Source organism: Streptomyces sp. DS1-CR2, from assembly GCF_055760475.1.
Genome location: NZ_CM147085.1, coordinates 7,093,775 through 7,118,290, shown reverse-complemented (window position 1 = coordinate 7,118,290; position 24,516 = coordinate 7,093,775). Strand labels below are relative to the sequence as shown.

General features: G+C 70.3%; 21 protein-coding genes. 16 read left to right on the top strand and 5 right to left on the bottom strand.

Going from position 1 to position 24,516, the window contains the following annotated elements:
- Nucleotides 1-74: 74 nt before the first annotated feature.
- From ACY0PA_RS33525 to ACY0PA_RS33515, 3 genes are all read right to left on the bottom strand, one after another.
- Nucleotides 75-2,486: an MFS transporter gene (locus tag ACY0PA_RS33525; protein ID WP_473081195.1), complete on the bottom strand. Its 2,412-nt coding sequence runs from the start codon at nt 2,484-2,486 to the stop codon at nt 75-77.
- A 205-nt stretch (nt 2,487-2,691) separates the two neighbouring features.
- Nucleotides 2,692-3,135 (bottom strand): SRPBCC family protein, encoded by a 444-nt coding sequence (locus ACY0PA_RS33520; protein WP_473081194.1) that lies wholly within the window; start codon nt 3,133-3,135, stop codon nt 2,692-2,694.
- 142 nt (nt 3,136-3,277) lie between these two features.
- Nucleotides 3,278-4,411 (bottom strand): IS630 family transposase, encoded by a 1,134-nt coding sequence (locus tag ACY0PA_RS33515; RefSeq protein WP_473081193.1) that lies wholly within the window; start codon nt 4,409-4,411, stop codon nt 3,278-3,280.
- A 100-nt stretch (nt 4,412-4,511) separates the two neighbouring features.
- Here ACY0PA_RS33515 and ACY0PA_RS33510 point away from each other — a divergent pair, with 100 nt between their 5' ends.
- The 4 genes from ACY0PA_RS33510 (at nt 4,512) to ACY0PA_RS33495 (ending at nt 7,899) form a co-directional block, all read left to right on the top strand.
- Complete coding sequence (locus ACY0PA_RS33510) at nt 4,512-5,558, top strand: Rv2578c family radical SAM protein (protein WP_473081192.1); 1,047 nt, start codon at nt 4,512-4,514, stop codon at nt 5,556-5,558.
- A 136-nt stretch (nt 5,559-5,694) separates the two neighbouring features.
- A complete protein-coding gene (locus ACY0PA_RS33505) occupies nt 5,695-7,269 on the top strand; it encodes an alpha/beta hydrolase (protein ID WP_473081191.1) in 1,575 nt (524 codons plus the stop codon).
- Nucleotides 7,270-7,329: 60 nt separating this feature from the next.
- Complete coding sequence (locus tag ACY0PA_RS33500) at nt 7,330-7,461, top strand: hypothetical protein (RefSeq protein ID WP_473081190.1); 132 nt, start codon at nt 7,330-7,332, stop codon at nt 7,459-7,461.
- 9 nt (nt 7,462-7,470) lie between these two features.
- Nucleotides 7,471-7,899 (top strand): GNAT family N-acetyltransferase, encoded by a 429-nt coding sequence (locus ACY0PA_RS33495; RefSeq protein ID WP_473081189.1) that lies wholly within the window; start codon nt 7,471-7,473, stop codon nt 7,897-7,899.
- A 10-nt stretch (nt 7,900-7,909) separates the two neighbouring features.
- Here ACY0PA_RS33495 and ACY0PA_RS33490 read toward each other — a convergent pair whose 3' ends face one another.
- Entirely contained in the window at nt 7,910-8,491 is a 582-nt protein-coding gene (locus ACY0PA_RS33490; protein WP_473081188.1) for an adenylosuccinate lyase, read from the bottom strand.
- A 355-nt stretch (nt 8,492-8,846) separates the two neighbouring features.
- Here ACY0PA_RS33490 and ACY0PA_RS33485 point away from each other — a divergent pair, with 355 nt between their 5' ends.
- The 9 genes from ACY0PA_RS33485 (at nt 8,847) to pssA (ending at nt 20,193) form a co-directional block, all read left to right on the top strand.
- Nucleotides 8,847-10,652 (top strand): 3-hydroxyacyl-CoA dehydrogenase family protein, encoded by a 1,806-nt coding sequence (locus ACY0PA_RS33485; RefSeq protein ID WP_473081187.1) that lies wholly within the window; start codon nt 8,847-8,849, stop codon nt 10,650-10,652.
- A 127-nt stretch (nt 10,653-10,779) separates the two neighbouring features.
- On the top strand, nt 10,780-11,604 hold the full coding sequence (locus tag ACY0PA_RS33480) for a TetR family transcriptional regulator (protein WP_473086511.1): 825 nt from the start codon (nt 10,780-10,782) through the stop codon (nt 11,602-11,604).
- A gap of 701 nt (nt 11,605-12,305) precedes the next feature.
- Complete coding sequence (gene ccrA, locus ACY0PA_RS33475) at nt 12,306-13,643, top strand: crotonyl-CoA carboxylase/reductase (RefSeq protein ID WP_473081186.1); 1,338 nt, start codon at nt 12,306-12,308, stop codon at nt 13,641-13,643.
- Between the two features lie 177 nt (nt 13,644-13,820).
- The gene (locus ACY0PA_RS33470) at nt 13,821-15,836 is read left to right on the top strand and encodes a protein meaA (RefSeq protein WP_473081185.1); all 2,016 of its coding nucleotides are present in this window, start codon (nt 13,821-13,823) and stop codon (nt 15,834-15,836) included.
- The gene (locus ACY0PA_RS33465) at nt 15,833-16,798 is read left to right on the top strand and encodes an HpcH/HpaI aldolase/citrate lyase family protein (protein ID WP_469981114.1); all 966 of its coding nucleotides are present in this window, start codon (nt 15,833-15,835) and stop codon (nt 16,796-16,798) included. Before ACY0PA_RS33470 ends, ACY0PA_RS33465 begins: the two co-directional genes overlap by 4 nt.
- A gap of 5 nt (nt 16,799-16,803) precedes the next feature.
- Nucleotides 16,804-17,316, top strand: a complete 513-nt coding sequence (locus tag ACY0PA_RS33460; RefSeq protein ID WP_473081184.1) for a MaoC family dehydratase — start codon at nt 16,804-16,806, stop codon at nt 17,314-17,316.
- A gap of 2 nt (nt 17,317-17,318) precedes the next feature.
- Complete coding sequence (locus ACY0PA_RS33455; protein WP_473081183.1) at nt 17,319-18,524, top strand: acyl-CoA dehydrogenase family protein; 1,206 nt, start codon at nt 17,319-17,321, stop codon at nt 18,522-18,524.
- 171 nt (nt 18,525-18,695) lie between these two features.
- On the top strand, nt 18,696-19,352 hold the full coding sequence (locus ACY0PA_RS33450; protein ID WP_100591521.1) for a phosphatidylserine decarboxylase: 657 nt from the start codon (nt 18,696-18,698) through the stop codon (nt 19,350-19,352).
- Entirely contained in the window at nt 19,339-20,193 is an 855-nt protein-coding gene (gene pssA / locus ACY0PA_RS33445; protein ID WP_100591520.1) for a CDP-diacylglycerol--serine O-phosphatidyltransferase, read from the top strand. The genes ACY0PA_RS33450 and pssA overlap by 14 nt, the downstream gene beginning before the upstream one ends.
- 285 nt (nt 20,194-20,478) lie before the next feature.
- Here pssA and ACY0PA_RS33440 read toward each other — a convergent pair whose 3' ends face one another.
- Nucleotides 20,479-21,630 (bottom strand): glycerate kinase, encoded by a 1,152-nt coding sequence (locus ACY0PA_RS33440; protein ID WP_473081182.1) that lies wholly within the window; start codon nt 21,628-21,630, stop codon nt 20,479-20,481.
- Between the two features lie 261 nt (nt 21,631-21,891).
- Here ACY0PA_RS33440 and ACY0PA_RS33435 point away from each other — a divergent pair, with 261 nt between their 5' ends.
- From ACY0PA_RS33435 to ACY0PA_RS33425, 3 genes are all read left to right on the top strand, one after another.
- Entirely contained in the window at nt 21,892-22,953 is a 1,062-nt protein-coding gene (locus tag ACY0PA_RS33435; protein WP_473081181.1) for an ADP-ribosylglycohydrolase family protein, read from the top strand.
- 206 nt (nt 22,954-23,159) lie between these two features.
- The gene (locus tag ACY0PA_RS33430; RefSeq protein WP_473081180.1) at nt 23,160-23,657 is read left to right on the top strand and encodes an NUDIX domain-containing protein; all 498 of its coding nucleotides are present in this window, start codon (nt 23,160-23,162) and stop codon (nt 23,655-23,657) included.
- Between the two features lie 105 nt (nt 23,658-23,762).
- The gene (locus ACY0PA_RS33425; protein WP_473081179.1) at nt 23,763-24,500 is read left to right on the top strand and encodes an SIR2 family NAD-dependent protein deacylase; all 738 of its coding nucleotides are present in this window, start codon (nt 23,763-23,765) and stop codon (nt 24,498-24,500) included.
- The last annotated feature ends 16 nt before the right edge of the window (nt 24,501-24,516 follow it).

The window sequence follows — 24,516 nt, the reverse complement described above, 5'->3', positions numbered from 1 at the left end:
GTGCAGGGGGCTGCATCGGCCGAATTGAACGGGCACGGAGTGCCGGGGCCGGGCGCCGCGCCCGGCCCCAACGCTCAGTCCTCGTGGCCCAGTTGCAGGTCGCGCTCCGTGCGGCCGCCGCCCGCCATGTGCAGCACCGTGGCGACCGGCGGGTAACCGGCGGCGATCACGGTGTACTCGCCCGACGACAGGTCGACGAAACGGAATGTGCCGTCGGCGCCTGTCGTGAGGGTGTCGACGACGTTGCCGGCCGCGTCGAGGAGGGTCACCCGCGCGTCCTCGACGGGCCGTCCGCCGCCGGCCCTGACCGTGCCGCGCAGCACGGCGCCGCCCGCGAGTTCGATGTCCTGGCGGGTCTCGCGCGCGGCCATCACGGTGACGGGGAGCGCGGCGGGGCGGAACGCGGGCGCGCTCCCGGCGAGCGTGTACTCGCCGGCCACCAGCTCCGTGATGACGTAGCCGCCCTCGCGCCCGCTGCGGGTCGTGGAGACGACCTCTCCGTGGACGTTGGTCAGGGTCACGGTGGCGTCGCGCACGGGCGCGCCGTCTGCGGTCAGCACGCTCCCGGCGAGCCGCCCGGCGCCGCCGAGGACGACGTCGAGGTCGACCGGCCGCTCCCCCACGGTGACGGTCACGGCCTGGGGCTGGTGTCCGCCCGCCGCCGCGATCAGGACGTAACTTCCGGCGCCGGGCGTCGACAGGGCGTACCGGCCGTCGTCGCCGCTGGCGCCGCGTCCGATCTGCTGGCCGCCGACGTCGATGAGGGTGAGCGCGGCGCGCGGCACCGCGGTCCCGTCGGGGTGCTGGACGATGCCGCAGACCGGCACGCCGGCGCCGTACGAGGTCCGGGCCTGGGTCGGGACTGAGGCGGTCTCGCCGCTCGGGGCGCTGTGGGGGGCGGCACTGGACAACAGGGGTGTCTCCTTGAGGAAGAAGGCGATCACGAGGCCGAGGACGAGCACCGGGACGAGGTAGAGGAAGATCCGGGGCATCGCGTCGGCGTACGCCTGGATGTAGCCGTCGCGCAGCGCGCGCGGCAGGGCGTGGACGAGCTGCGGGGTGATGGACTCCGGGTCGGGCAGGCCCGCCCCTTTGGGCAGCCGGTCCGCGAGGGCGTCGGCGAGCCGGTCGGCGAAGAGCGTGCCGAAGATCGCGGCGCCGACGCTGCCGCCGATCTGCCGGAAGTAGTTGTTGGCGCTGGTCGCGGTGCCGATGTCGGCGGGGCGCACGGCGTTCTGCACGGCGAGGATGAGGACCGGCATGATCATGCCGATGCCCGCTCCGAGTACGGCCATGTAGAGGCTGTAGTGCAGTCGCGGGGTGTCGACTTCGAGGCGGGACAGGAGCCACATGCCCGCCGTCGACAGGGTCCCGCCGAGGATCGGGTAGATCTTGTAGTGCCCGGTGCGGCTGATGAGTTGGCCGGAGGCGATCGAGGCGATGACGATGCCGCCCATCATCGGCAGCATCAGCAGCCCCGACTCGGTGGCGCTCGCGCCGTCGACCATCTGGAGGAAGGTCGGCAGGTAACTGGCCGCTCCGAAGAGGGCGATGCCGATGACCATGCCGACCAGGCTGGTGATGTTGAAGACGGGGTCGCGGAACAGCCGCAGCGGGATGACGGGTTCGGCGGCGAAGTGTTCGGCGACGACGAAGAGCACGGCCGTCACGGCCGCTCCGGCGGCGAGCCCCAGGATGACCCGCGAACCCCAGGCGTACTCGGTGCCGCCCCAACTGGTCAGCAGAACAAGACAGGTTGAGGCCGCGGCGAGGAGCAGGGCGCCGAGGACGTCGAGCCTGGCCTTGACCTTGGGCCGGGGCAGTTTGAGTACGGCGGTGACGACGGCGAGCGTGACCAGGCCGAAGGGCACGTTGATGTAGAAGCACCAGCGCCAGGTGAGGTGGTCGGTGAAATAGCCGCCGAGCAGCGGGCCCGCGACGGACGCGAGGCCGAACGCGGCGCCGATGAGGCCCATGTAGCGGCCGCGTTCGCGAGGCGGCACGATGTCCGCGATGATCGCCTGCACGCCGATCATGAGTCCGCCGGCGCCGATGCCCTGGACGGCGCGGAACGCGATGAGTTCGTCCATGGTGCGCGACCAGCCGGCCAGCGCGGAGCCGACGACGAAGACGGCGATGGCGAACTGGAAGACGCCCTTGCGGCCGAAGAGGTCGCCGAGCTTGCCGTAGATCGGCAGGCCGATGGTGGCGGTCAGGAGATAGGCGGTGATCGCCCAGGACATCTTGTCGAGGCCGTGGAGCTCGCCGACGACCTTCGGCAGCGCGGTGGCGACGATCATCTGGTCGAGCGCGGCGAGCAGCAGCGCCAGCATGAGCCCGAAGAAGACCATGCGCACCCGGCTCGGGCTCAGGCCGTGGTCGGGGAACTGCAGCTGCTCCACGGCCGGTTGGGGCTCGGGGGCCGGGGTCGGTTCCGTCGCCGGCACCGGCCCCGGCTCACTCGTCCCCAGCGTCGTCGTGCCCACCTGTCGCTCCCCTCGTCGCGCCTGCGCCGCATATTTCTCGCATTACGCGACAACTGCGGGCAAGCGCGACGAGCGGCGGCTCCGGCGGGTTCCCGGCGCGAATGCGCCGGTGGGAGCCCTACGGCGTACAACCGCGCGCGAACGGAAAACCACTCGAAACGGTGAGCACTACATCGGGGTGCTGGATCGGGGCACTACATCGGGGTTACTGCTCCACCTCGGCGGCGAGCTTCGCGAGGACGGCGTCGTAGATGCGGCCGAGGCCCTTGGGGGCGAAGGTCTTCTCGAAGAAGCCGCCGATGCCGCCCGCGCCGTTCCAGACGGTGCTGACGACGACGCGCGAGGCGCCCTCGCCGGAGGGGGTCACGCGCCAGGTGGTGACCATCGAGGAGTTGCGGTCCTTCTCGACGAGCTCGCCGTCGGTGGGCTCGCTGACCTCGAGGAGGCAGTCGCGGACCCGCTTGCTGGTGGCCTGGAGCTTCCAGTGGACGAGCGTGCCCTCGCCGTCACCGCCCTCGCGGACCTCGTACTCGCTGAAGTGCTCGGGCAGCAGCTTCGCGCGCGTGCCGCTGTAGTCGGCGAGCGCGTCGAACACGTCGTCCGGCTCGGCGGCGATGACCCGCTCCGTGATGGCCTCGACCTGCGCCATGGCACTTCCTCCAGCAGTCGGTGTTCTCGGTGTTCGAGAGGGAGCCCAAGCCAACCACCCTCCTGGGTGGCCACCAAAATCGGGGTCGCACGATCAAGGGAACATGTGTTCTATTCTGTGCCCAGTGCTAGCTAGTGCCGGATCAGGCAACGTTTGCCCTGTCCACGACGGCGCGTAGGCGCCGGTCGTCGGCATGGCGGTTTCGCCAGATGATGTAGCGGCGGATCATGCTGCCCTGTTCCTTGTGGTCGGCATGGTCGGTGCCGTCGAGGGTGAAGTAGCGCAGGGCCGTGAACTGGGCCTCGATGCGGTTGAGCCAGGAGGAGTTCGTCGGGGTGTAGGCGATCTCGACGTTGTTCGCCGCCGCCCAGGTGCCGACCCGTTGGCACCTCTTCGTGGTCAGATGCGGGGAAAAGTTGTCGCAGACGATCGCGATGCGGACGTTGTCCGGGTGGAGGCTGCGCAGGTAGCGGCAGAACTCCAGGAACTGCGTCCGCTTCTTGACCGGTTTGATGTGGCCGTAGAGCTTGTCCTTGGCTAGGTCCAGGGCGGCGAACAGGTGCCGCACTCCGCCGTAGCGGTTGTAGGTCGCCCGCCGTCGTCGGCGTGGTTCACGGTCGGGGACTTTGTGCTTGCCGCCGCGCTCGGCCCATTGCCGGCCCGGGTGGGGCATCAGGTTGAGCGGCCCGAACTCGTCCATGCAGAAGATGACTTCAGGCTCGCCGTCCTCGGGTATGACCTCGCCGTCGGCGATAGCGTAGAGGTGTTCGACGCGGGCCTTCTTGGCCGCGTAGTCCGGATCGCGGGAGGTCTTCCAGGTCTTCAGGCGTTGAAACGAGACGCCTTCCTCGCGGAGCAGGATGCGCAGGCCCTCGTGGCTGATGTCGTCGACCACCCCCTCGGCAACCAGGAAGTCCGCCAGCTTGGTCAGGCTCCAGGTAGAGAACGGCAGGTCGTGCTCGGTCGGATTCGACTTGGCGATCTTCTTGATCTCGCGCCGCTCGGGCAGCGTGAACGTCTTGGGGCGGCCGCCCTTGTACTTCGGATACAGCGACTCGAAGCCGTCGGCGTTGAAGTTGTGGATCACGTCCCGGACCCGGTCGTCGCTGGTGAACGACACCTCGGCGATCTTCGCAACCGGCATGCCCTGCGCGGACAGCAGCACCATCTGGGCCCGCCGCCAGGTCACCACCGACCCGGTGCCCCTGCGGATGATCCGTAGTAGCCGTCTGCCCTCGTCATCGTCGATCTCGCGTACATGTACTCGTTCCGCCACCCAGCCAGGGTGACGGCTACGCGCCGCCCGGCACAGCACCCGGACGGCGCGTCACATCACAACAGGGCAAACGTTGTCTGCTACGGCACTAGGAGGCGTCATGCGCTGGGAGAACCTCACGGAGAATCCGGCCGAAATCCCGACAGGGAGGGTCACGGACGCTGCGCTCTTCGGCGCGGACAGCGTGATCACCCGCACGTTCAACACGCCTGAATTCGCGGGCGTCACCTTCCACGAGATCCGGGCCAGGTCGATCGTGAACCGCGTGCCCGGCGCCTCCCGCATGCCGTTCGAGTGGACGGTCAACCCGTACCGGGGCTGCACACACGCGTGTGTCTACTGCTTCGCCCGCAAGACGCACAGCTATCTGGACCTCGACACGGGCCTCGGCTTCGACAGTCAGATCGTCGTGAAGGTGAACGCGCCGGATCTGCTGCGCCGCCATCTGGCCTCGCGCCGCTGGCGCGGCGAGCACATCGCGATGGGCACGAACGTGGACTGCTACCAGCGCGCGGAGGGGCGCTACCGGCTGATGCCGGGAATCATCGAGGCGCTCAGGGACTATGCGAACCCGTTCTCGATCCTCACGAAGGGCACGCTGATCCTGCGCGACCTCGACCTGCTGCGGCAGGCCGCCGAGGTCACCGACGTCGGCGTCTCGGTGTCCGTCGGCTTCGTCGACCGCGAGCTGTGGCGCACCGTCGAGCCGGGCACGCCCGCGCCGGAGCGGCGCCTCGACGTCGTCCGCGCCCTCGGCGAGGCCGGCATCGGCTGCGGGGTCCTGATGGCCCCCGTGATCCCGTTCCTGGGCGACCACCCCGGGCAACTGCGGGAGACCGTACGGGCCGTCGCGGCGGCCGGGGCGACCTCCGTGACCCCGCTCGTGCTGCATCTGCGGCCCGGGGCACGCGAGTGGTTCATGTCCTGGCTCGGGCAGCACCACCCGCACCTGGTGCGGCGCTACGAGCGGCTGTACGCGGAGGGTGCCTACGCGCCGAAGTGGTACCAGCGCCGGATCACCCGTCAGGTGCACGAGCTGGCCGAGGAGTTCGGCATCGGCCCCTCGCGCGCGGGGGCCCCGCGACGGCTGCGCGCACGCCAGGAGCCGGAGCCCGCCCCCGCAGCCACCCAGCTCACCATTCTCTGAATCACGCGCCTCCCGGACACGTACACGCCAATCGGGTCAACTCTGCAGGGAACAGGACGCTCCCGGCACGGATTCGGGGACCATGCCGCGGGGGCCGCGCGCTCGCGGCCCCGAACCCTCCGTGCTGGGAGGCCCGATGAAGAAACGTGTAGCCGCTGTGTGCGGCGCCGCCACCATGGTGGCCGGCATGCTCGCCGCGGCTCCGGCCGCCGCCGCCCCGACCTTTTCCGTCCAGCGCGCAGCCCTCACCTGGAAGGACTGCGGCACCAAGAAATACCCGACGCTCCAGTGCTCCTCGGTGCGGGTCCCGCTCGATCACAACCGCCCCGGCGGTGAGCAGATCACGCTCGCCCTGTCCAGGGTCCGGCACACCGCGAAGACGTCGCAGGGCCCGCTCCTGGTGAACCCCGGCGGCCCCGGCGGCAGCGGCCTGACACTGGCGGGCTTCGTGGCACACGAGCTGCCGAAGAGCGTCGCCGCCCAGTACGACGTCGTGGGCTTCGACCCGCGCGGCGTCGGCAAGAGCAAACCGGCCCTGAACTGCCGGCCCAAGCACTTCGCCACCGTGCGCCCGCCCAGCGTGCCGTCCACCCTGGCGATCGAGCGCGCCAACCTCGACCGTGCGCAGGCGTTCGCGAAGGCGTGCACCGCCAAGTACGCGGACGTGCTCCCGTACTTCGACACGGTGAACGCCGCCAGGGACATGGACGCGATCCGCGCGGCGCTCGGCGCACAGCAGCTCAACTACTTCGGCTACTCGTACGGCACCTACCTGGGCGCCGTCTACGCCAAGCTCTACCCGCAGCGCGTGCGCCGCCTGGTGCTCGACTCGATCGTCGACCCGGGCGGTGTCTGGTACGACGACAACCTCGGGCAGGACCACGCGTTCAACGCCCGCCACCAGGCGTTCCTCGCCTGGGTCGCGCGGCACGACGCGACGTACAAGCTCGGCAAGGACCCGGCGAAGGTCGAGGCCGAGTGGTACGCGATGCGCGACGCCGTGCAGAAGAAGCCGGCGGGCAAGAAGGTCGGGGCCGCCGAACTGGAGGACACCTTCCTGCCGGGCGGCTACTACAACGGCTACTGGCCTTATCTGGCCGAGGCGTTCGCGGCGTACGTGAAGGACAAGGACCCGGCCCCGCTCGTCGAGACGTACAAGGCGTTCGGCGCCGTCGACGCCTCGGGCGACAACGGCTACAGCGTCTACGCGGCTGTGCAGTGCCGCGACGCCGGGTGGCCGCGCGACTGGAACCAGTGGCGCTACGACAACTGGCAGACGTACGAGAAGGCGCCCTTCTCGACCTGGTACAACGCCTGGTACAATGCGCCGTGCGCGTTCTGGCCGACGAGTCCGCTGACCCCGACGGACGTGTCCAACTACGGGCTGCCGCCGACGCTGCTCTTCCAGGCCACCGACGACGGCGCCACGCCGTACGAGGGCGGGGTCGCCGTCCACCGCGAGCTGCGCGGCTCCAGCCTGGTGGTCGAGCAGGGCGGCGAGAACCACGGCGTCAGCCTGAGCGGGAACGCCTGCCTGGACCGGTACCTGGCCGACTATCTGCGGACCGGGAAGGTGCCGCGCGGCAGCGGCGAGGCCGACGCGACATGCAAGAAGCTGCCAGACCCGAAACCGCTCGCGAAGAAGAGCGCCGCCGGTCCGTCCCCGTCACGCGGCGTTCGTCTGCACGGGCTGATGGGCTTCCACGGCTGAGCAGTCCCCTGTGATGGAACACCCTGGCCGGGGCGGTGTCCGCCGGGTCACGATGGGCGCATGAGCACCCCTCGAACCCACGACACCGCCCCGGCCGCGGCCCCGGCGGCGGACCTCCACGTCCGGGACATGGCCGACGCCGACTGCGAGGCGGTGGCGGGAATCCGGATCCGCGGCTGGCGGACGGCGTAGGCGGGCCTGTTGCCAGGGTCCTATCTGGCCGCGCTGAGCATCGAGGAAGACGCGGCGCGCCGCCGCGAGCGTCTCGCGCGGGCCGGTTCGTCGGTGGTGAACGTGGTCGCGGAGCGCGCCGGCGACGTCGTCGGCTGGGCCTGCCACGGCCCGACCCGCGACGCCGATCTGCCGCCCGGGGAAGCCGAGTTGTACGCGATCTACGTGCACGACCGGCAGCTGTCCAGCGGCGTGGGCCGCGCCCTCCTGGACACCTGCCTGGACCGCTGCGCCGACGCCGGCTACGAGCGGATACGCCTGTGGGTACTCAAGGGCAACGCCCGCGCCCGAAGGTTCTACGAGCGCGCCGGGTTCACCCCGGACGGCGCCGAGGAGCCGTTCGAGGTGGACGGGGAACCCGTACCGGAAGTGCGCTACGTGCGCACTGTCCGCCGCTGATGCCCGGGCTTCAGCTCTCACGCTGCTCGGGCAGTCGCGCGAGCGCGCGCACCGCGGCCTCCGCGAGCGCCGGGTGGGCGAGGGCCGCGGTCAGGGCCGGACGGGCGCGGGCGTCCCCGATGCCGCCGAGCCCCTCCACGCACGCGAGCGCGACCGCGCGGTACGGATCGCGGGGGCCGAGGCGCCGCTCCAGGGTGGTGATCAGCGCGGGCGCGGACTCGGGAGCGCGCAGCGCGGCCAGGAGCCGCACCGGGTGCAGCGCGTACGCGACCCGCAGCTCGTTCGTGGCGAGCGCCGCGGCCGCGCGCGCGGTGCGCGGGTCGCCGAGCGCGGCCAGGGCGTGCGCGGCGGTGGCACAGCGTGCCGGGTCGCGGTGGTTGAGGAGCAGGACGAGCGCCTCGAAGGCCCGGCGGTCCCCGGCCACTGCGAGGCGGTACGCGGCCAGCTCACGCGCCCACAGCGGCTGCCCGGGCTCGGTCAGCACGGCCGCGAGCTCGTCGAGGTCGCCGGTCGCCGCGATCCGGTCGAGCAGCGGGGAGGCACCCGACTCGGCCCGTAAGCGCTCCGTCACCGATCGCAACTCTTCGTCCATGCGGTCCAGCGTAGAGCGGCCTCGGGCCTCGGCGACGTAGATCACAGAGACTGATGAACGCCGAGGGCTGGCGCGCTCGTTACTCGCCGGTTAACCTCAATTGAGCGGGGCACACCCCCCGCACCCCACTCCTGGCGGCCTGGTGACGCAGCCGCCGAGAGTGTCAGTCGGTTCGGTGCCTCAGGTACCGCAGTACGGCGCGGCTCCGGGACAGAGCCCCGCCGGATCTCCATCTCACCGATTCACCGGACGCCTGTGTGCGTCGCGTCCGGGCTCGAATCCCCGCACTCCGTACGCCCGTAGGCGTATCCGTTTGTGCCCCTCAGTCGTCACTCCTCCCTCCTGGAGTCCTCAGATGGACGCTCCCCTGTCCCCCGCTTCCCCGGCCACCCTCCCGACCGTCGCGGTCGTCGGTCTCGGCACGATGGGCACCGGCATCGCCGAGGTGCTCGCCCGCGCCGGCCGTGACGTCATCGGCATCGACATCAGCGAGGCCGCGTCCGCGCAGGCCGTCGCCGCGCTCGAGGCCTCGACGGCGCGTGCGGTGCGCCGCGAGCGCCTCACCGAGGACGAGCGGCGGGACATCCTCGCCCGCTTCCGCACCTTCACGGACCTCCAGGCCGCGGCCGACGCCGACCTCGTCATCGAGGTGGCCCCCGAGTCGTACGAGATCAAGCAGCAGATCTTCCGGGACCTCGACGCCGTCGTGCGGCCGGAGACGATCCTCGCGACCGGCACCAACGCCCTGTCCGTGACGCGGCTCGCCGCCGACTCGTCCCGCCCGGAGCGGGTCCTCGGGCTGCACTTCTTCAACCCGGCGCCCGCGATGAAGCTCGTCGAGGTGGTCTCGTCGGTGCTCACCGCGCCCACGGCCGTCGCGGCGGTCACGGATCTCGCCATCGAACTCGGCAAGGAGCCCGTCGCGGTGGGCGACCGGCCCGGCTTCGTCGCCGACGGCCTGCTGTTCGGCTACCTCAACCAGGCCGCCGCCATGTACGAGGCGAAGTACGCCTCGCGCGAGGACATCGACGCCGCGATGAAGCTGGGCTGCGGCCTGCCCATGGGCCCCCTCGCCCTGCTCGACCTCATCGGCATCGACACGGCCCGCACGGTCCTCGACGCCATGTACACCGAGTCCCACGACCGCCTGCACGCGCCGGCGCCCGTCCTCAAGCAGCTCAGCGAGGCGGGTCTGACCGGCCGCAAGTCGGGGCGCGGCTTCTACACGTACGCGGAGCCGGGCAGCTCCGAGGTCGTGCGGGACGCGCTCACCCCGCTCGCGGGCGAGGTCTTGGACGGCGCGCGCACCGTTCGCTCGGTCGGCGTCGCGGGCTCCGGGACCATGGCGTCCGGTATCGCGGAGGTCTTCGCGAAGGCGGGCTACGACGTGGTGCTCGCCGCCCGCAGCGAGGAGAAGGCCGAGAAGGCCAAGTCCCGTATCGGCAAGTCTCTTTCGCGCTCTGTCGACAAGGGCCGCATGACCGCGGAGGCGGCGGCGCAGACCCTGGACCGGATCACCGCGGCGGGTTCGTACGACGCCTTCTCGGACGTCGACCTGGCGCTCGAAGCCGTCGCCGAGGACCTGGAGATCAAGCAGCAGCTGTTCGGGACCCTCGACAAGGTGTGCAAGCCGGGCGCGGTCCTCGCCACGACGACCTCGTCGCTGCCCGTCGTGGCCTGCGCCCGCGCGACCTCGCGCCCGCAGGACGTCATCGGCATGCACTTCTTCAACCCGGCGCCCGCGATGAAGCTCGTCGAGGTCGTGCGGACCGTGCTGACCGGCGACGACGTGCACGCCACCGTCCGTGAGGTGTGCACGAAGATCCGCAAGCACCCGGTGGACTGCGGCGACCGCGCGGGCTTCATCGTGAACGCGCTGCTGTTCCCGTACCTGAACAACGCGATCAAGATGGTGCAGGAGCACTACGCGACGCTCGACGACATCGACGCCGCGATGAGGCTCGGCGGCGGCTACCCGATGGGGCCCTTCGAGCTCCTGGACGTGGTCGGCCTCGATGTCTCGCTGGCCATCGAGAAGGTCCTGCACCGCGAGTTCCGCGACCCGGGCCTGGCCCCCGCGCCACTGCTCGAGCACCTGGTGGCCGCGGGCTGCCTCGGCCGCAAGACCGGCCGCGGCTTCCGCGAATATGCCCGGCGCTGACCTGCCCAAGGGCAGCGGCACCCGACGGCCCACCGACTGGGGCGGCCTGCTCCGGCCGCCCGGTCTCACTCCCCCCGCCCGTGACCCGGGCGGGGGGAACCCCGCTCGGGCGCACGCCACCGCGCATATGCAGTACGTTCATGGCATGTCCAAGGCCGCCAAGTCCTCCCGAACGACGCCCACGCCCGACGCTCCTGAGAGCGCCGCGGGCTCCCGCGCCGCAGCCCAGCGGCTCAAGATGCGCCGGGAGCTGGCGGCCGCGGCGATGGAACTCTTCGCGACCAAGGGCTACGAGGCCACGACGGTCGACGAGATCGCGGCCGCGGCGGGTGTGGCACGGCGGACCTTCTTCCGCCACTTCCGCTCCAAGGAAGAGGCGATCTTCCCGGACCACGACGACACCCTGATCCGGGCGGAGGCGGTCCTCAACGCGGCGCCCGCGCACGAGCATCCGCTCGACACGGTGTGCCGCGGCATCAAGGAAGTCATGAAGATGTACGCGGCGTCGCCCGCCGTGTCCGTGGAGCGCTACCGCCTCACGCGCGAGGTACCCACCCTGCGCGAGCGCGAGATCGCCTCGGTGGCCCGCTACGAGCGGCTTTTCACCCGCTATCTCCTGGGCCACTTCGACGAGCAGGCCCACCAGCACGGCAATGACGACCCGCTGCTCGCCGAGGTCGCCGCGTCCGCCGTCGTCACCGCCCACAACCACGTGCTGCGGCGCTGGCTGCGGGCCGGCGGCCAGGGCGACGTGGAGAACCAGCTCGACCACGCCTTCGCGATCGTCCGCAAGACGTTCGGTACGGGCATCGGGGCGGGCCGGGACACCGCCACCGCTCCGGCGGCCTCCGTGTCCACGGGTGGCGACGTGCTGGTCACCGTGGCGCGCACGGACGCGCCGCTGGACGAGATCATGGGAACGATCGAGAAGGCGCTGCGGGAACGCGGCTAGCGGCTCCGCCGACACCGCATGAACGGTGCTGGCCCCAGGGGCTGTTGACGCCCCGTCAAGAAAACCGGCACGCGCGGCGCTCTCCGGCGCGGCCTCCCGCCCGGAGAGCGCCGCCACCCCTGGCCGGCCGTCCGGCGCGATCTGTACGCCCGGCTTCCGATAGGCGGCGACACTCTCCCCACCGAGCAAGGTCGGGGCCCTGTCCGGCCGCACGTGCGCGATCCGCACGCCGCCCTCGCCCCGCCGCCCCGGCGCCCCGCCGCCCCGCCCGCATCGCGGGCCCCCTGGAGACCCCCGTGGACCCCCTCTGGGGCCTCTAACGGGCCTCTGAAGCACAGGCCAGAGCCGCCGTGGACCTCCGGTGCCATCGAGCCGCACCACCCCTGACCTGCACTGATCGATCATCGCTCAAAAAGTTGTGGCACCCAGTGTCTTGCCGACTGGCACGCGGTGCCATACGTTGAAGGTGTCCGGGCGGCCGGCGTGCAGAGAACTTCCGTACGTCGGCTGTCCCCGCAAGCCACCCCAAACCGTGGCGAGCGCGCCCGGACGCCTGCGTCACAGGCAAACTTCTCGCGCCGACCAAGCGCTGCCGTAGCAACACCCCGCCGAACCGACGGCACCTCTCCACCCACACAGCAGCACTCCACCCCGACGTAACCCTCAACGTCCCCCTGGGACGCATCGCCGGAGGCAACATCGTGAAGGAAATCCTGGACGCGATTCAGTCGCCGGAGTCGACCTCCGCCGACTTCGCCGCTCTGCCGCTCCCCGAGTCGTACCGCGCCATCACCGTGCACAAGGACGAGACGGAGATGTTCGCCGGCCTCGACACCCGGGACAAGGACCCCCGCAAGTCGATCCACCTGGACGACGTGCCGGTCCCCGAACTCGGACCGGGCGAGGCGCTCGTGGCCGTCATGGCCAGCTCCGTGAACTACAACTCGGTCTGGACCTCGATCTTCGAGCCGGTGTCCACCTTCAGCTTCCTGGAGCGCTACGGACGCCTGTCGGAGCTCACCAAGCGCCACGACCTGCCGTACCACATCATCGGTTCCGACCTCTCGGGCGTCGTGCTGCGCACCGGTCCCGGCGTCAACGCCTGGAACCCCGGCGACGAGGTCGTCGCGCACTGCCTCTCCGTCGAGCTGGAGTCCTCGGACGGCCACAACGACACGATGCTCGACCCCGAGCAGCGCATCTGGGGCTTCGAGACGAACTTCGGCGGCCTCGCCGAGATCGCGCTCGTCAAGTCCAACCAGCTGATGCCGAAGCCGGACCACCTGAGCTGGGAAGAGGCCGCGGCCCCCGGCCTGGTGAACTCCACCGCGTACCGCCAGCTCGTCTCGCGCAACGGCGCCGGCATGAAGCAGGGCGACAACGTCCTGATCTGGGGCGCCAGCGGCGGACTCGGCTCGTACGCCACGCAGTTCGCGCTGGCCGGCGGCGCCACTCCGATCTGTGTCGTCTCCAGCCCGGAGAAGGCCGCCATCTGCGAGGCCATGGGCGCCGAGGCGGTCATCGACCGCAACGCCGAGGGCTATAAGTTCTGGAAGGACGAGCACAACCAGGACCCGAAGGAGTGGAAGCGCTTCGGCAAGCGCATCCGTGAGCTCACCGGCGGCGAGGACGTCGACATCGTCTTCGAGCACCCGGGCCGCGAGACCTTCGGCGCCTCGGTCTACGTGACCCGCAAGGGCGGCACGATCGTCACCTGCGCCTCGACGTCCGGCTACCACCACGAGTACGACAACCGCTACCTGTGGATGTCCCTCAAGAAGATCGTGGGCTCGCACTTCGCCAACTACCGCGAGGCGTGGGAGGCGAACCGCCTGGTCGCCAAGGGCAAGATCCACCCGACGCTCTCGAAGGTGTACTCCCTCGAGGACACCGGCCAGGCCGCCTACGACGTGCACCGCAACCTCCACCAGGGCAAGGTCGGCGTCCTCGCGCTGGCCCCGAAGGAGGGCCTGGGCGTCCGCGACCAGGAACTGCGCGCCCAGCACATCGACGCCATCAACCGCTTCCGCAACATCTGAACCCCCAAGGAGTAGCGGAACATGACTGAGCGTCAGACTGCCCCTGCGACGGAGGGCGCGCCGATGTCGAAAGAGACGAAGACAAGGGAGCGCAGCGACCGCGGGCTGAGGAACGTCGACAGCGGCACACAGCGCTCTCCGTCGCAGGGGCGAAAAGTAAAGGACCGGCCGTGGCTCATGCGCACGTACGCCGGTCACTCCACGGCTGAGGCGTCCAACGAGCTGTACCGGCGCAATCTCGCCAAGGGCCAGACCGGCCTGTCGGTCGCGTTCGATCTGCCGACGCAGACCGGCTACGACCCGGACCACATCCTCGCCCGCGGCGAGGTCGGCCGGGTCGGGGTGCCGGTCTCGCACCTCGGTGACATGCGCCGGCTGTTCCAGGACATCCCCCTGGAGCAGATGAACACCTCGATGACCATCAACGCCACCGCCATGTGGCTCCTGGCGCTCTACCAGGTCGTCGCCGAGGAGCAGGGCGCGGACATCACCCAGCTCCAGGGCACGACGCAGAACGACATCGTCAAGGAGTACCTGTCGCGGGGCACGCACGTGTTCCCGCCGGGTCCGTCCCTGCGGCTGACGACGGACATGATCGCGTACACGGTCCGGCACATGCCGAAGTGGAACCCGATCAACATCTGCAGCTACCACCTCCAGGAGGCCGGGGCCACCCCGGTCCAGGAGATCGCGTACGCGATGTCGACCGCGATCGCCGTTCTCGATGCCGTACGCGACTCAGGGCAGGTCCCCGCCGAGAAGTTCGGGGACGTCGTGGCCCGCATCTCCTTCTTCGTGAACGCGGGTGTCCGCTTCATCGAGGAGATGTGCAAGATGCGGGCGTTCGGGCGGATCTGGGACCAGATCACGCGCGAGCGGTACGGCATCGAGGACGCGAAGCAACGCCGCTTCCGCTACGGCGTCCAGGTCAACTCCCTGGGCCTGACCGAGGCGCAGCCGGAGAACAACGTCCAGCGCATCGTCCTGGAGATGCTGGCCGTGACGCTGTCCAAGGACGCCCGTGCCCGCGCCGTCCAGCTCCCTGCCTGGAACGAGGCGCTCGGCCTGCCCCGCCCCTGGGACCAGCAGTGGTCCCTGCGCATCCAGCAGGTCCTGGCGCACGAGAGCGACCTGCTGGAGTACGAGGACATCTTCGCGGGATCGCACGTCATCGAGAAGAAGGTCGACGAGCTCGTCGCCGACTCGTTCGCCGAGATCGAGCGGATCCAGGAGATGGGCGGCGCGATGGCCGCTGTCGAGTCCGGCTACCTCAAGTCGCAGCTCGTCTCCTCGCACGCCGAGCGACGGGCGCGGATCGAGGGCGGCGAGGAGAAGATCGTCGGCGTGAACATCCACGAGTCGACCGAGCCGAACCCGCTCACCGCCGACCTGGACGCCGCGATCATGACGGTGGATCACCAGGTCGAGTCGCGGGTCGTGCGGGCCATCGACGAGTGGCGCACCACGCGCCAGGAGTCGAGCGACCGGCAGGGCATGGGCGACCCGTTCCACTACCCGACCACCCAGCAGGCCGTGGAGCGCCTGAAGGAGGCCGCGGCCGGCACCGGGAACCTGATGGAAGCCACGCTCGAATGCGCCCGCGCCGGGGTCACGACCGGCGAGTGGTCCCAGGCGCTGCGCGAGGTGTTCGGCGAGTTCCGCGCCCCCACGGGCGTGTCGTCGGCGCCCGTCGCCGTCACCGCCGAGGAGGGCACGCCGCTCGCCCTCGTCCGCGAGAAGGTCCGCCGCACCGGCGACGAGCTCGGCGGCAAACTGCGCCTCCTGGTCGGCAAGCCGGGCCTCGACGGGCACTCGAACGGCGCCGAGCAGATCGCCGTACGCGCCCGTGACGCGGGCTTCGAGGTGATCTACCAGGGCATCAGGCTCACGCCCGAACAGATCGTGTCCGCCGCGCTCGCCGAGGACGTGCACTGCGTCGGCCTGTCGATCCTCTCCGGGTCGCACGCCGCGCTGGTGCCCGACGTCCTCGACCGGCTGCGCGAGGCGGGCGCCGCCGAGATCCCGGTGATCGTCGGCGGCATCATTCCCAACGGCGATGCCGAGGACCTGAAGCGCGCGGGCGTGGCCGCCGTCTTCACCCCCAAGGACTTCGGCATCACGGAGATCATCGGACGTATCGTCGACGAGATCCGGCAAGCGAACCAGCTCGACCCTCTGGAGGTCCCCGCATGACCGCGCCCATCAACCGTCTCCGTCCCCGCCGCTCGTGTCTCGCGGTCCCGGGATCGAACCCGCGCTTCCTGGAAAAGGCCCAGGGTCTGCCTGCCGACCAGGTCTTCCTGGACCTGGAGGACGCCTGCGCGCCGCTCGCCAAGCCGGAGGCACGGCACACCATCGTCAAGTTCCTGAACGAGGGCGACTGGACGGGCAAGACACGTGTGGTGCGTGTGAACGACTGGACGACCGAGTGGACGTACCGCGACGTCGTCACGGTCGTCGAGGGCGCGGGCCAGAACCTCGACTGCATCATGCTGCCGAAGGTCCAGGACGCCCAGCAGATCGTCGCGCTCGACCTGCTGCTCACGCAGATCGAGAAGACGATGGGCTTCGAGACCGGCAAGATCGGTATCGAGGCGCAGATCGAGAACGCGCAGGGCCTCAACAACGTCAACGCGATCGCGACGGCCTCCCAGCGCGTCGAGACGATCATCTTCGGCCCGGCCGACTTCATGGCCTCCATCAACATGAAGTCCCTGGTCGTCGGCGAGCAGCCGCCCGGCTACGACGCCGACGCCTACCACTACATCCTGATGAAGATCCTGATGGCCGCCCGCGCCAACAACCTCCAGGCGATCGACGGCCCCTACCTGCAGATCCGCAACCAGGAGGGCTACAAGGCGGTCGCGAAGCGCGCCGCGGCCCTCGGCTTCGACGGCAAGTGGGTGCTGCACCCGGACCAGGTCGCCGCGGCGAACGAGATCTTCTCGCCCTCGCAGGAGGACTACGACCACGCCGAGCTGATCCTGGACGCGTACGACTTCTGCACGTCCGAGGCCGGCGGCAAGAAGGGCTCGGCGATGCTGGGCGACGAGATGATCGACGAGGCCAGCCGCAAGATGGCCCTGGTCATCTCCGGCAAGGGACGCGCCGCGGGCATGCAGCGCACCTCCAAGTTCGAAGCCCCGGAGGCCTGAGCACCATGCAGTTCGGACGCACGTACGAAGAGTTCGAGGTCGGCGCGGTCTACAAGCACTGGCCCGGAAAGACCGTCACGGAGTACGACGACCACCTCTTCTGTCTCCTGACGATGAACCACCACCCGCTCCACATGGACACCAACTACGCGGAGAAGACGACCGACTTCGGCAAGAACGTCGTCGTCGGGAACTACATCTACTCGCTGCTCCTCGGCATGTCGGTGCCGGACGTGTCCGGCAAGGCGATCGCCAACCTGGAGGTCGAGTCGCTCAAGCACGTGGCGCCGACCTTCCACGGCGACACCATCTACGGCGAGACGACGGTCCTCGACAAGACGCCCTCCAAGTCGAAGAACGACCGCGGGATCGTCTACGTGGAGACCAAGGGCTACAAGCAGGACGGCACGCTGGTCTGCGTGTTCCGCCGCAAGGTGATGGTCCCCACCGAGACGTACATCAAGGAGCGCGGCGGCGAGCAGCCGGGCCGTCCCGAACTGAAGCAGCAGGAGAAGTAGCCATGGCGCGACTCGCCCAGACCGCCGGTCTCACCGACGTCCAGCAGGAGATCCTCTCCACCGTCCGCGACTTCGTGGACAAGGAGATCATTCCGGTCGCGACCGAGCTGGAGCACCGCGACGAGTACCCGCAGCAGATCGTCGACGGTCTCAAGGAGTTGGGCCTGTTCGGCCTGATGATCCCCGAGGAGTACGGGGGCCTGGGCGAGTCCCTTCTCACGTACGCGCTGTGCGTCGAGGAGATCGCCCGCGGCTGGATGTCGGTCTCCGGCATCATCAACACGCACTTCATCGTGGCGTACATGCTCAAGCAGCACGGCACGCAGGAGCAGAAGGACTACTTCCTGCCGCGCATGGCGCTGGGCGAGACGCGCGGCGCGTTCTCGATGTCGGAGCCGGCGCTCGGCTCGGACGTGTCGGCGATCTCGTCGAAGGCGGTGAAGGACGGGGACGAGTACGTCCTGAACGGTCAGAAGATGTGGCTGACGAACGGCGGCTCGTCGAATCTGGTGGCTGTTCTGGTCAAGAGTGACGAAGGACACCCGGAGGGCACGGCGCCCCACAAGTCGATGACGACCTTCCTCGTCGAGAAGGAGCCCGGCTTCGGAGAGGTCCGTCCGGGCCTCACCATTCCGGGGAAGATCGACAAGATGGGTTACAAGGGCGTCGACACGACCGAACTCATCATGGACGGACTGCGCATTCCGGCCAATCGGGTACTCGGCGGCGCGAGTGGCCGAGGGTTTTACCAAATGATGGACGGAGTGGAAGTCGGCCGCGTGAATGTCGCGGCACGTGGCTGCGGTGTCGCGCAGCGTGCGTTTGAACTGGGGGTTTCCTACGCCCAGCAACGCCACACGTTCGGCAAGCCCATCGCCCAGCACCAGGCCATCCAGTTCAAGCTCGCGGAGATGGCTACCAAGGTCGAGGCCGCCCATGCGATGATGGTCAACGCAGCACGCAAAAAGGATTCCGGGGAACGAAACGACCTGGAAGCAGGGATGGCGAAGTACCTCGCCTCCGAATACTGCAAGGAAGTGGTCGAGGACGCCTTCCGGATCCACGGCGGCTACGGCTTCTCCAAGGAGTACGAGATCGAGCGTCTCTACCGCGAGGCCCCGATGCTCCTGATCGGTGAAGGTACCGCCGAGATCCAGAAAATGATCATTGGCCGCCGCCTGCTCGAGGAGTATCGATTCCAGGGCTGAATGTCCGCTACAGGGTGTTTTGTTCGAGAAGAAGATCACACCCTGTCAGCACCCTTCAGCCGCCGACTCAGCTTCCTGGCTTGCCCAGTTGTGGCTCGCAACCGATAGCATCCCGGAAAAGCCGCCGTCCCCCCGTACAGAGCGCGGCATCATCCGCTACGAAGGTCATCCATGCCCCACAGCCAAACCTCTGCACCACGCGACGGCGTCCTGGGTGGACGCATTGCGCGCGGAGCATCGCCGTGGCTCCTGCCGACCGTCGCCACAGCCGCCCTGAGCCTGGCCCGTTCGCGTCGCTCCAAGAAGGCCGCCGCAGTAGCCGTACCCGCCACCGCTCTGGCGGCCGGCATGCTGTGGTTCTTCCGCGACCCCGAGCGTGAGATCGCCCCCGGCCGGGTCATCTCCCCGGCCGACGGCGTGGTGCAGAGCATCATGCCGTGGAAGGACGGGCGGACCCGGGTCGCGATCTTCATGAGCCCGCTGAACGTCCACGTCAACCGCGCGCCGCTGGCAGGCACGGTGACGTCCGTGGAGCACATCCCCGGCGGGTTCGTCCCGGCGTTCAACAAGGAGAGCGAGAACAACGAGCGCGTTGTCTGGCACTTCGACACCGAGCTCGGCGACATCGAGATGGTGCAGATCGCCGGTGCGGTCGCCCGCCGGATCGTCCCGTACGTCCCGCAGGGCACCAAGCTCGAGCAGGGCGAGCGCATCGGTCTGATCCGCTTCGGGTCGCGCGTCGACATCTACCTCCCCGAGGGTGTCGAGGTCGCGCTCGAGGTCGGCCAGAAGACCGTGGCTGGGGTGACTCGCATTGACCGTGACTGATCCAGAGACGCAGGCCGGGTGGGTGCCCGAGGCCGAGGAGGCGGACGAAGCGGAGGAAATGCCGCTTTCACTGCGCCTGTCGATAGCGGACACCCTCACGCTCGGTAACGCCACGTGCGGCTTCATGGCGGTGTACTTCACCACCACCGGCATCCTGATCCCGCACCTCCAGGGCAGCCAGGAGTCGGGCATGGCCCGGCACAGCGCGGCCACGGCCGTCATCCTGATGCTGGCCGCGGCGATCTTCGACCTGTTCGACGGCCTGGTGGCGCGCAAGCTCCGCTCGTCGCCGATGGGCGCCGAGCTGGACAACCTCTCGGACCTCATCAGCTTCGGCCTCGCGCCCGCGTACTTCGTCCTCGTGTACGGCATGGTCGCGGACGACGCGCATCAGCGGGTGGCGGCGGTGGGCGCCATCGTGGTGCTCCTGGCCGTCGTGCTCAGACTCGCGAGATTCTCGTGCGTGACGGTGAAGGACGGCACCTTCCAGGGCATGCCGAGCCCCTTCGGGGCGCTCACGGTCGTGTCGATCGTGCTCCTCGAGCTGCCGTTCGTGGCAACGGTCCTCGCGATCATCGGTACGGCCTGGCTGATGGTGAGCCGCGTCGAGTACCCGAAGCCGCGCGGTCCGCTCGCGGTCGCGATGCTGGGGTGGATCGTGGCAGCGATGGGGCTCCTGGCGGCCTGGGCGTTCGACGCCCCCGGCGGCCAGCTGCTGCTCCAGACCGGCTGCGCGCTGCAGCTGGTCCTCGGCGCCGTGATCCCGCTGTTCGCGACGGCCCGGAGGGTGAACAACTTCCGGGACAACCGCCGCGAGGCACGCGCCGCGCAGCTGCCGTAACCCGTACCCGTACGGACGAAGGGCCCCGAACCGCTTGGTTCGGGGCCCTTCGTCCTATCTCACGGAGCGGGGTGCAGGCCGGTGCCGGGGAGGCCGGGGCGTACCAGGACCTTCACGCGGTCGTCCGGCTGCCGGAGCGTGTCCAGGGCCGCAGCTCCCGTGCCGGACAGGCCAACGCCCAGGTCACTGTCGCGCCCCCGCGACCTGATGGAGATGACCCCGGCCCTCGCCGCCTACCGGCCCTCGCCGGGGTGAGGACCACCCCTCACCCCGGCGCGCGTCAGGTCACACCAGGAAATCGCGGGCGACCCGCTCCGCCACGGTCTCCAGGATCGGGCCCGCCTCGGCGATGGCGCGGGCCACGTCCGGCTCCACGTCCGTGAGGGCGTAGGCGCGGCGGATGCCCGCACGGCCCAGGGCCTCCGGGGGAAGGGCGAGGCGGCCGCAGACCGCCACGACCTCGACGCCCGCCGCGCGGGCCGCCGCGGCGACGCCCGCCGGGGCCTTGCCGTGGAGCGTCTGCTCGTCGAGGGAACCCTCGCCCGTGATGACGAGGGTGGCGCGGGCGAGCGCGGGCGCGAAGCCGAGGACGTCGAGCATGACCTCGATCCCGGCCCGGAAGCCCGCTCCGAGCCCGACGAGGGCGCCGTAGCCGATGCCACCGGCGGCTCCGGCGCCGGGCGAGTCGGCGTATTCGAGTGCCTTCGGGCCGATCGACTTGGCCAGGACCCGCGCGAAGTGGGCCAGCGCCGCGTCCAGGGCGGCGACGTCGTCCGACGTCGCGCCCTTCTGCGGGCCGTACACCGCGGGCGCGCCCTTCGGGCCGGTCAGCGGGTTGTCGACGTCGCTGGCGAGGACGATCTCCACGTCGGCCAGGCGCGGGTCGAGCCCCGAGAGGTCGGCCGTGGCCAGGTCGGCGAGGGGCCCGCCGCCCGGGCCGACGGGCTTGCCGTCCGCATCCAGGAAGCGTGCGCCGAGCGCGGCCAGCATTCCGGCGCCGCCGTCGGTCGTCGCGCTGCCGCCCACGCCGAAGACGATGGAGCGGGCGCCCGCGTCGAGCGCCGCGGCGAGCAGTTCGCCGGACCCGTACGTGGTCGAGGTCAGCGGCGCGAAGACGCCTTCGGGCAGCAGCTGGAGCCCGGACGCCTCGGCCATCTCGACGACGGCCGTGCCGTCCCGCAGGGCATACGCCGCCGTGACCTCGTCACCGAGCGGCCCCGTGACCCGTACCTCGCGGCGCTCGAAACCGGCCGCCACGGCCGCGGCCACCGTGCCGTCCCCACCGTCCGCGACGGGCACGGACTCGACCGTCACCCCGGGCGCGATCCGCCGCAGGCCGGCCGTGACCCGCTCCGCGACCTGCACGGCCGTGAGCGAGCCCTTGAACTTGTCCGCGGCGATGAGCACGTGCTCCGCCGTCACTCCAGCGTCCGCCACCTTGCATTCCCCTTGCTTTCGCGCCTTGCTCGCGCAAGGCAGTCGCGCCGCTGCGACCTTAACCGGAGGTGGGGGCCGCTGCCCATGGCTGTCCGGTCCCCGAAACGGCGCGCCCGGACGATAAGTCCCGCTATACCCACTCAAACCGGGGCGCCGTGAGCACGGAAATGATCGATCAGCCGGGCGCGGTGCGCGGACGGTCCGGCGCACGGCGCGGAACGCCTCACCCCACCGCGGCCCCTCATCGGGTACACCAAAGACATGACCCCAGTGGGCAGCGACCTCCAGGACCGGGTGCTCGGCGGCTGGCTCGGCCGGATCGCGGGCAACATGCTCGGCAAGCCGGTGGAACAGGGCGAGCACTGGACCCGGGCGCGCATCGACGGCTATCTGCGGCGGGCCGCCGCCCTGCCGCTCACCGACTATCTGCCCGAACCCGCCGACGAGTCCGACGGCCTCGCACTGCGACCCGAGTGGCGGCAGTGCGTGCGCGGGCGGATCCACGGCAGCTGCCGGGACGACGACGTGGACTACGCGATCCTCGGCCTGCACCTCCTGGAGACGTACGGCTTCGCCTTCTCCACGGAACAGGTGGGTGATCTGTGGCTGATGAGGCTGCCGTATCTGCAGACGTTCACCGCGGAGCGGGCGGCGTACCGCAATCTCGCGAACGGGCTGAAGCCGCCGCTCACGGCGACGTTCGACAATCCGTACCAGGAGTGGATCGGCGCGCTGATCCGTGCCGACATCTTCGGCTGGACGTGTCCGGGCGACCCGCACCGCGCGGCCTCCCTCGCGCGCCGCGACGCGGTCCTGTCCCATACGGGCAACGGCGTGTACGGCGCGATGTGGGCGGCGGCGCTCGTCGCGGCGGCGTTCACGGCGCCGGGCCCGCGCGCCGCGCTCGACACCGCGCTCACCGTGATCCCGGCGAGCAGCCGGCTGGCCCGTACGGTGCGGCGCACCGCCACGCTCCACGAGTCGCGGCTGAGCTGGGAGGAGACGCTCGCGACGCTGGAGGAGGAGACGTCCGGGCTCGGCTGGATCCACACGGTCCCGAACGCGGCCGTCATCACAGCCGGGCTCCTGTACGGCGACGGGGACTTCACCCGCACCCTCGCGCTCACGGTGCGCGGCGGCCTGGACACCGACTCGAACGGCGCGACGGCCGGGTCCGTGGCCGGTGTGCTGTGCGGCGCCGCGGCGATCCCGGCGCAGTGGAAGGACCCGCTGGAGGACCGGGTGCGCAGCGCGGTGTTCGGGTTCGACGGCGCGCGGATCAGCGAACTCGCGTCGCGTACGGTCGAGTTGGCCGAAGCGTAGCCCGGCGGATCCGGGCCCCGCACACGGTCGTCAGGGGGGCCGGCGGATCGGGGTCGGACAGGTCGCGGCGCCTGGCGCGGCGCATCGCAAGGCGCCGGAGCACCCTCATGGCGGAGCCATTCGGATGTTTCGACAACGGGGCGAGGTCCCGTGCCAGGCGTCGCGACCCCGGCCGTGATCCGCCGGACACCCCCTACGCTTCCCTCATGACTGTCTCTGCCGAGTTCGCCGCGTACATCGCGGGCCTCCCCCGCGTCCTGTGCGGCGCCGCCGCGCTCTTCCGTGACTCCGAGGGGCGTGTGCTGCTCGTCGAGCCGAACTACCGCGACGGGTGGGCGCTGCCGGGCGGCACCGTCGAGTCCGACACCGGGGAGACCCCGCGCCAGGGCGCCCGGCGCGAGACCGCCGAGGAGATCGGCCTCGACCTGGAGCTCGGCCGGCTGCTCGCGGTCGACTGGGTGCCGGGCACGCCCGCGCGACCGCCGCTCGTGGCCTATCTGTACGACGGCGGGGTCCTGGACGAGGACCGCATCAAGGCGATCAGGCTCCAGGAGGAGGAACTGCTCTCCTGGCGCCTCGTGGACCGGCCCGACCTGCCGGAGTACCTGCCGGGCCCACTGGGCCGCCGCGTCCTTACGGCCCTCGACGTCCTCACGCGGGGCGAGGGAACGGCCGAACTGGAGGACGGCAACCGCGCGAGCTGACCCGGCCCGGTGCGGCGGGCGGGTGCGGCGGGCGGACCCGGCCCGGTGCGGCGGGCGCCGATACCGCCTCGCGGTTCGCCCGCAGGGGCGCCTACCCTCGGCGGCATGAGCACGCAGCCTCTCGTCGCGATCCTCAGTGGTGCAGGCATCTCCACGGACTCCGGGATCCCGGACTACCGCGGGCCGAACGGTCTGTGGCGGCGCGATCCGGAGGCGGAGAAGCTCGTCACGTACGAGTACTACATGGGGGATCCGGAGATCCGGCGCCGGTCGTGGCAGATGCGGCGCAAGAACCGGACCCTTGCCGCCGAGCCGAACGGCGCGCACCGGGCCGTCGCCGATCTGGAGCGGGCCGGTGTGCCCGTGCGGGTGATCACGCAGAACGTGGACGGGCTGCACCAGCTCGCCGGGATGCCCGCCCGCAAGGTCCTCGAACTGCACGGCTCCGTACGGAGTTTCGTGTGTACCGGCTGTCATGCGCGTGGGCCCATGGAGGACGCCCTCGCCCGGGTCGAGGCCGGGGAAGACGATCCGCCGTGCCTGAAGTGCGGGGGGATCCTGAAGTCGGCGACCGTGATGTTCGGGGAGCGGCTCGATCCGGTGGTGCTGGGTGAGGCCGTCGCGATCACCAAGGCGTGTCAGGTGTTCGTCGCCGTGGGGAGCAGTCTTCAGGTGCAGCCCGCCGCCGGGCTCGCCGGTGTCGCCGCGGATCATGGGGCGCGGCTCGTCATCGTCAACGCCGAGGCGACGCCGTACGACGAACTGGCCGACGAACTCATCCGCGAACCCATCGGCACCGCGCTGCCGAAGCTGCTGCGCCAATTCGGCATGGCGCACCCGTAGGGCCAGGCACTAGGGG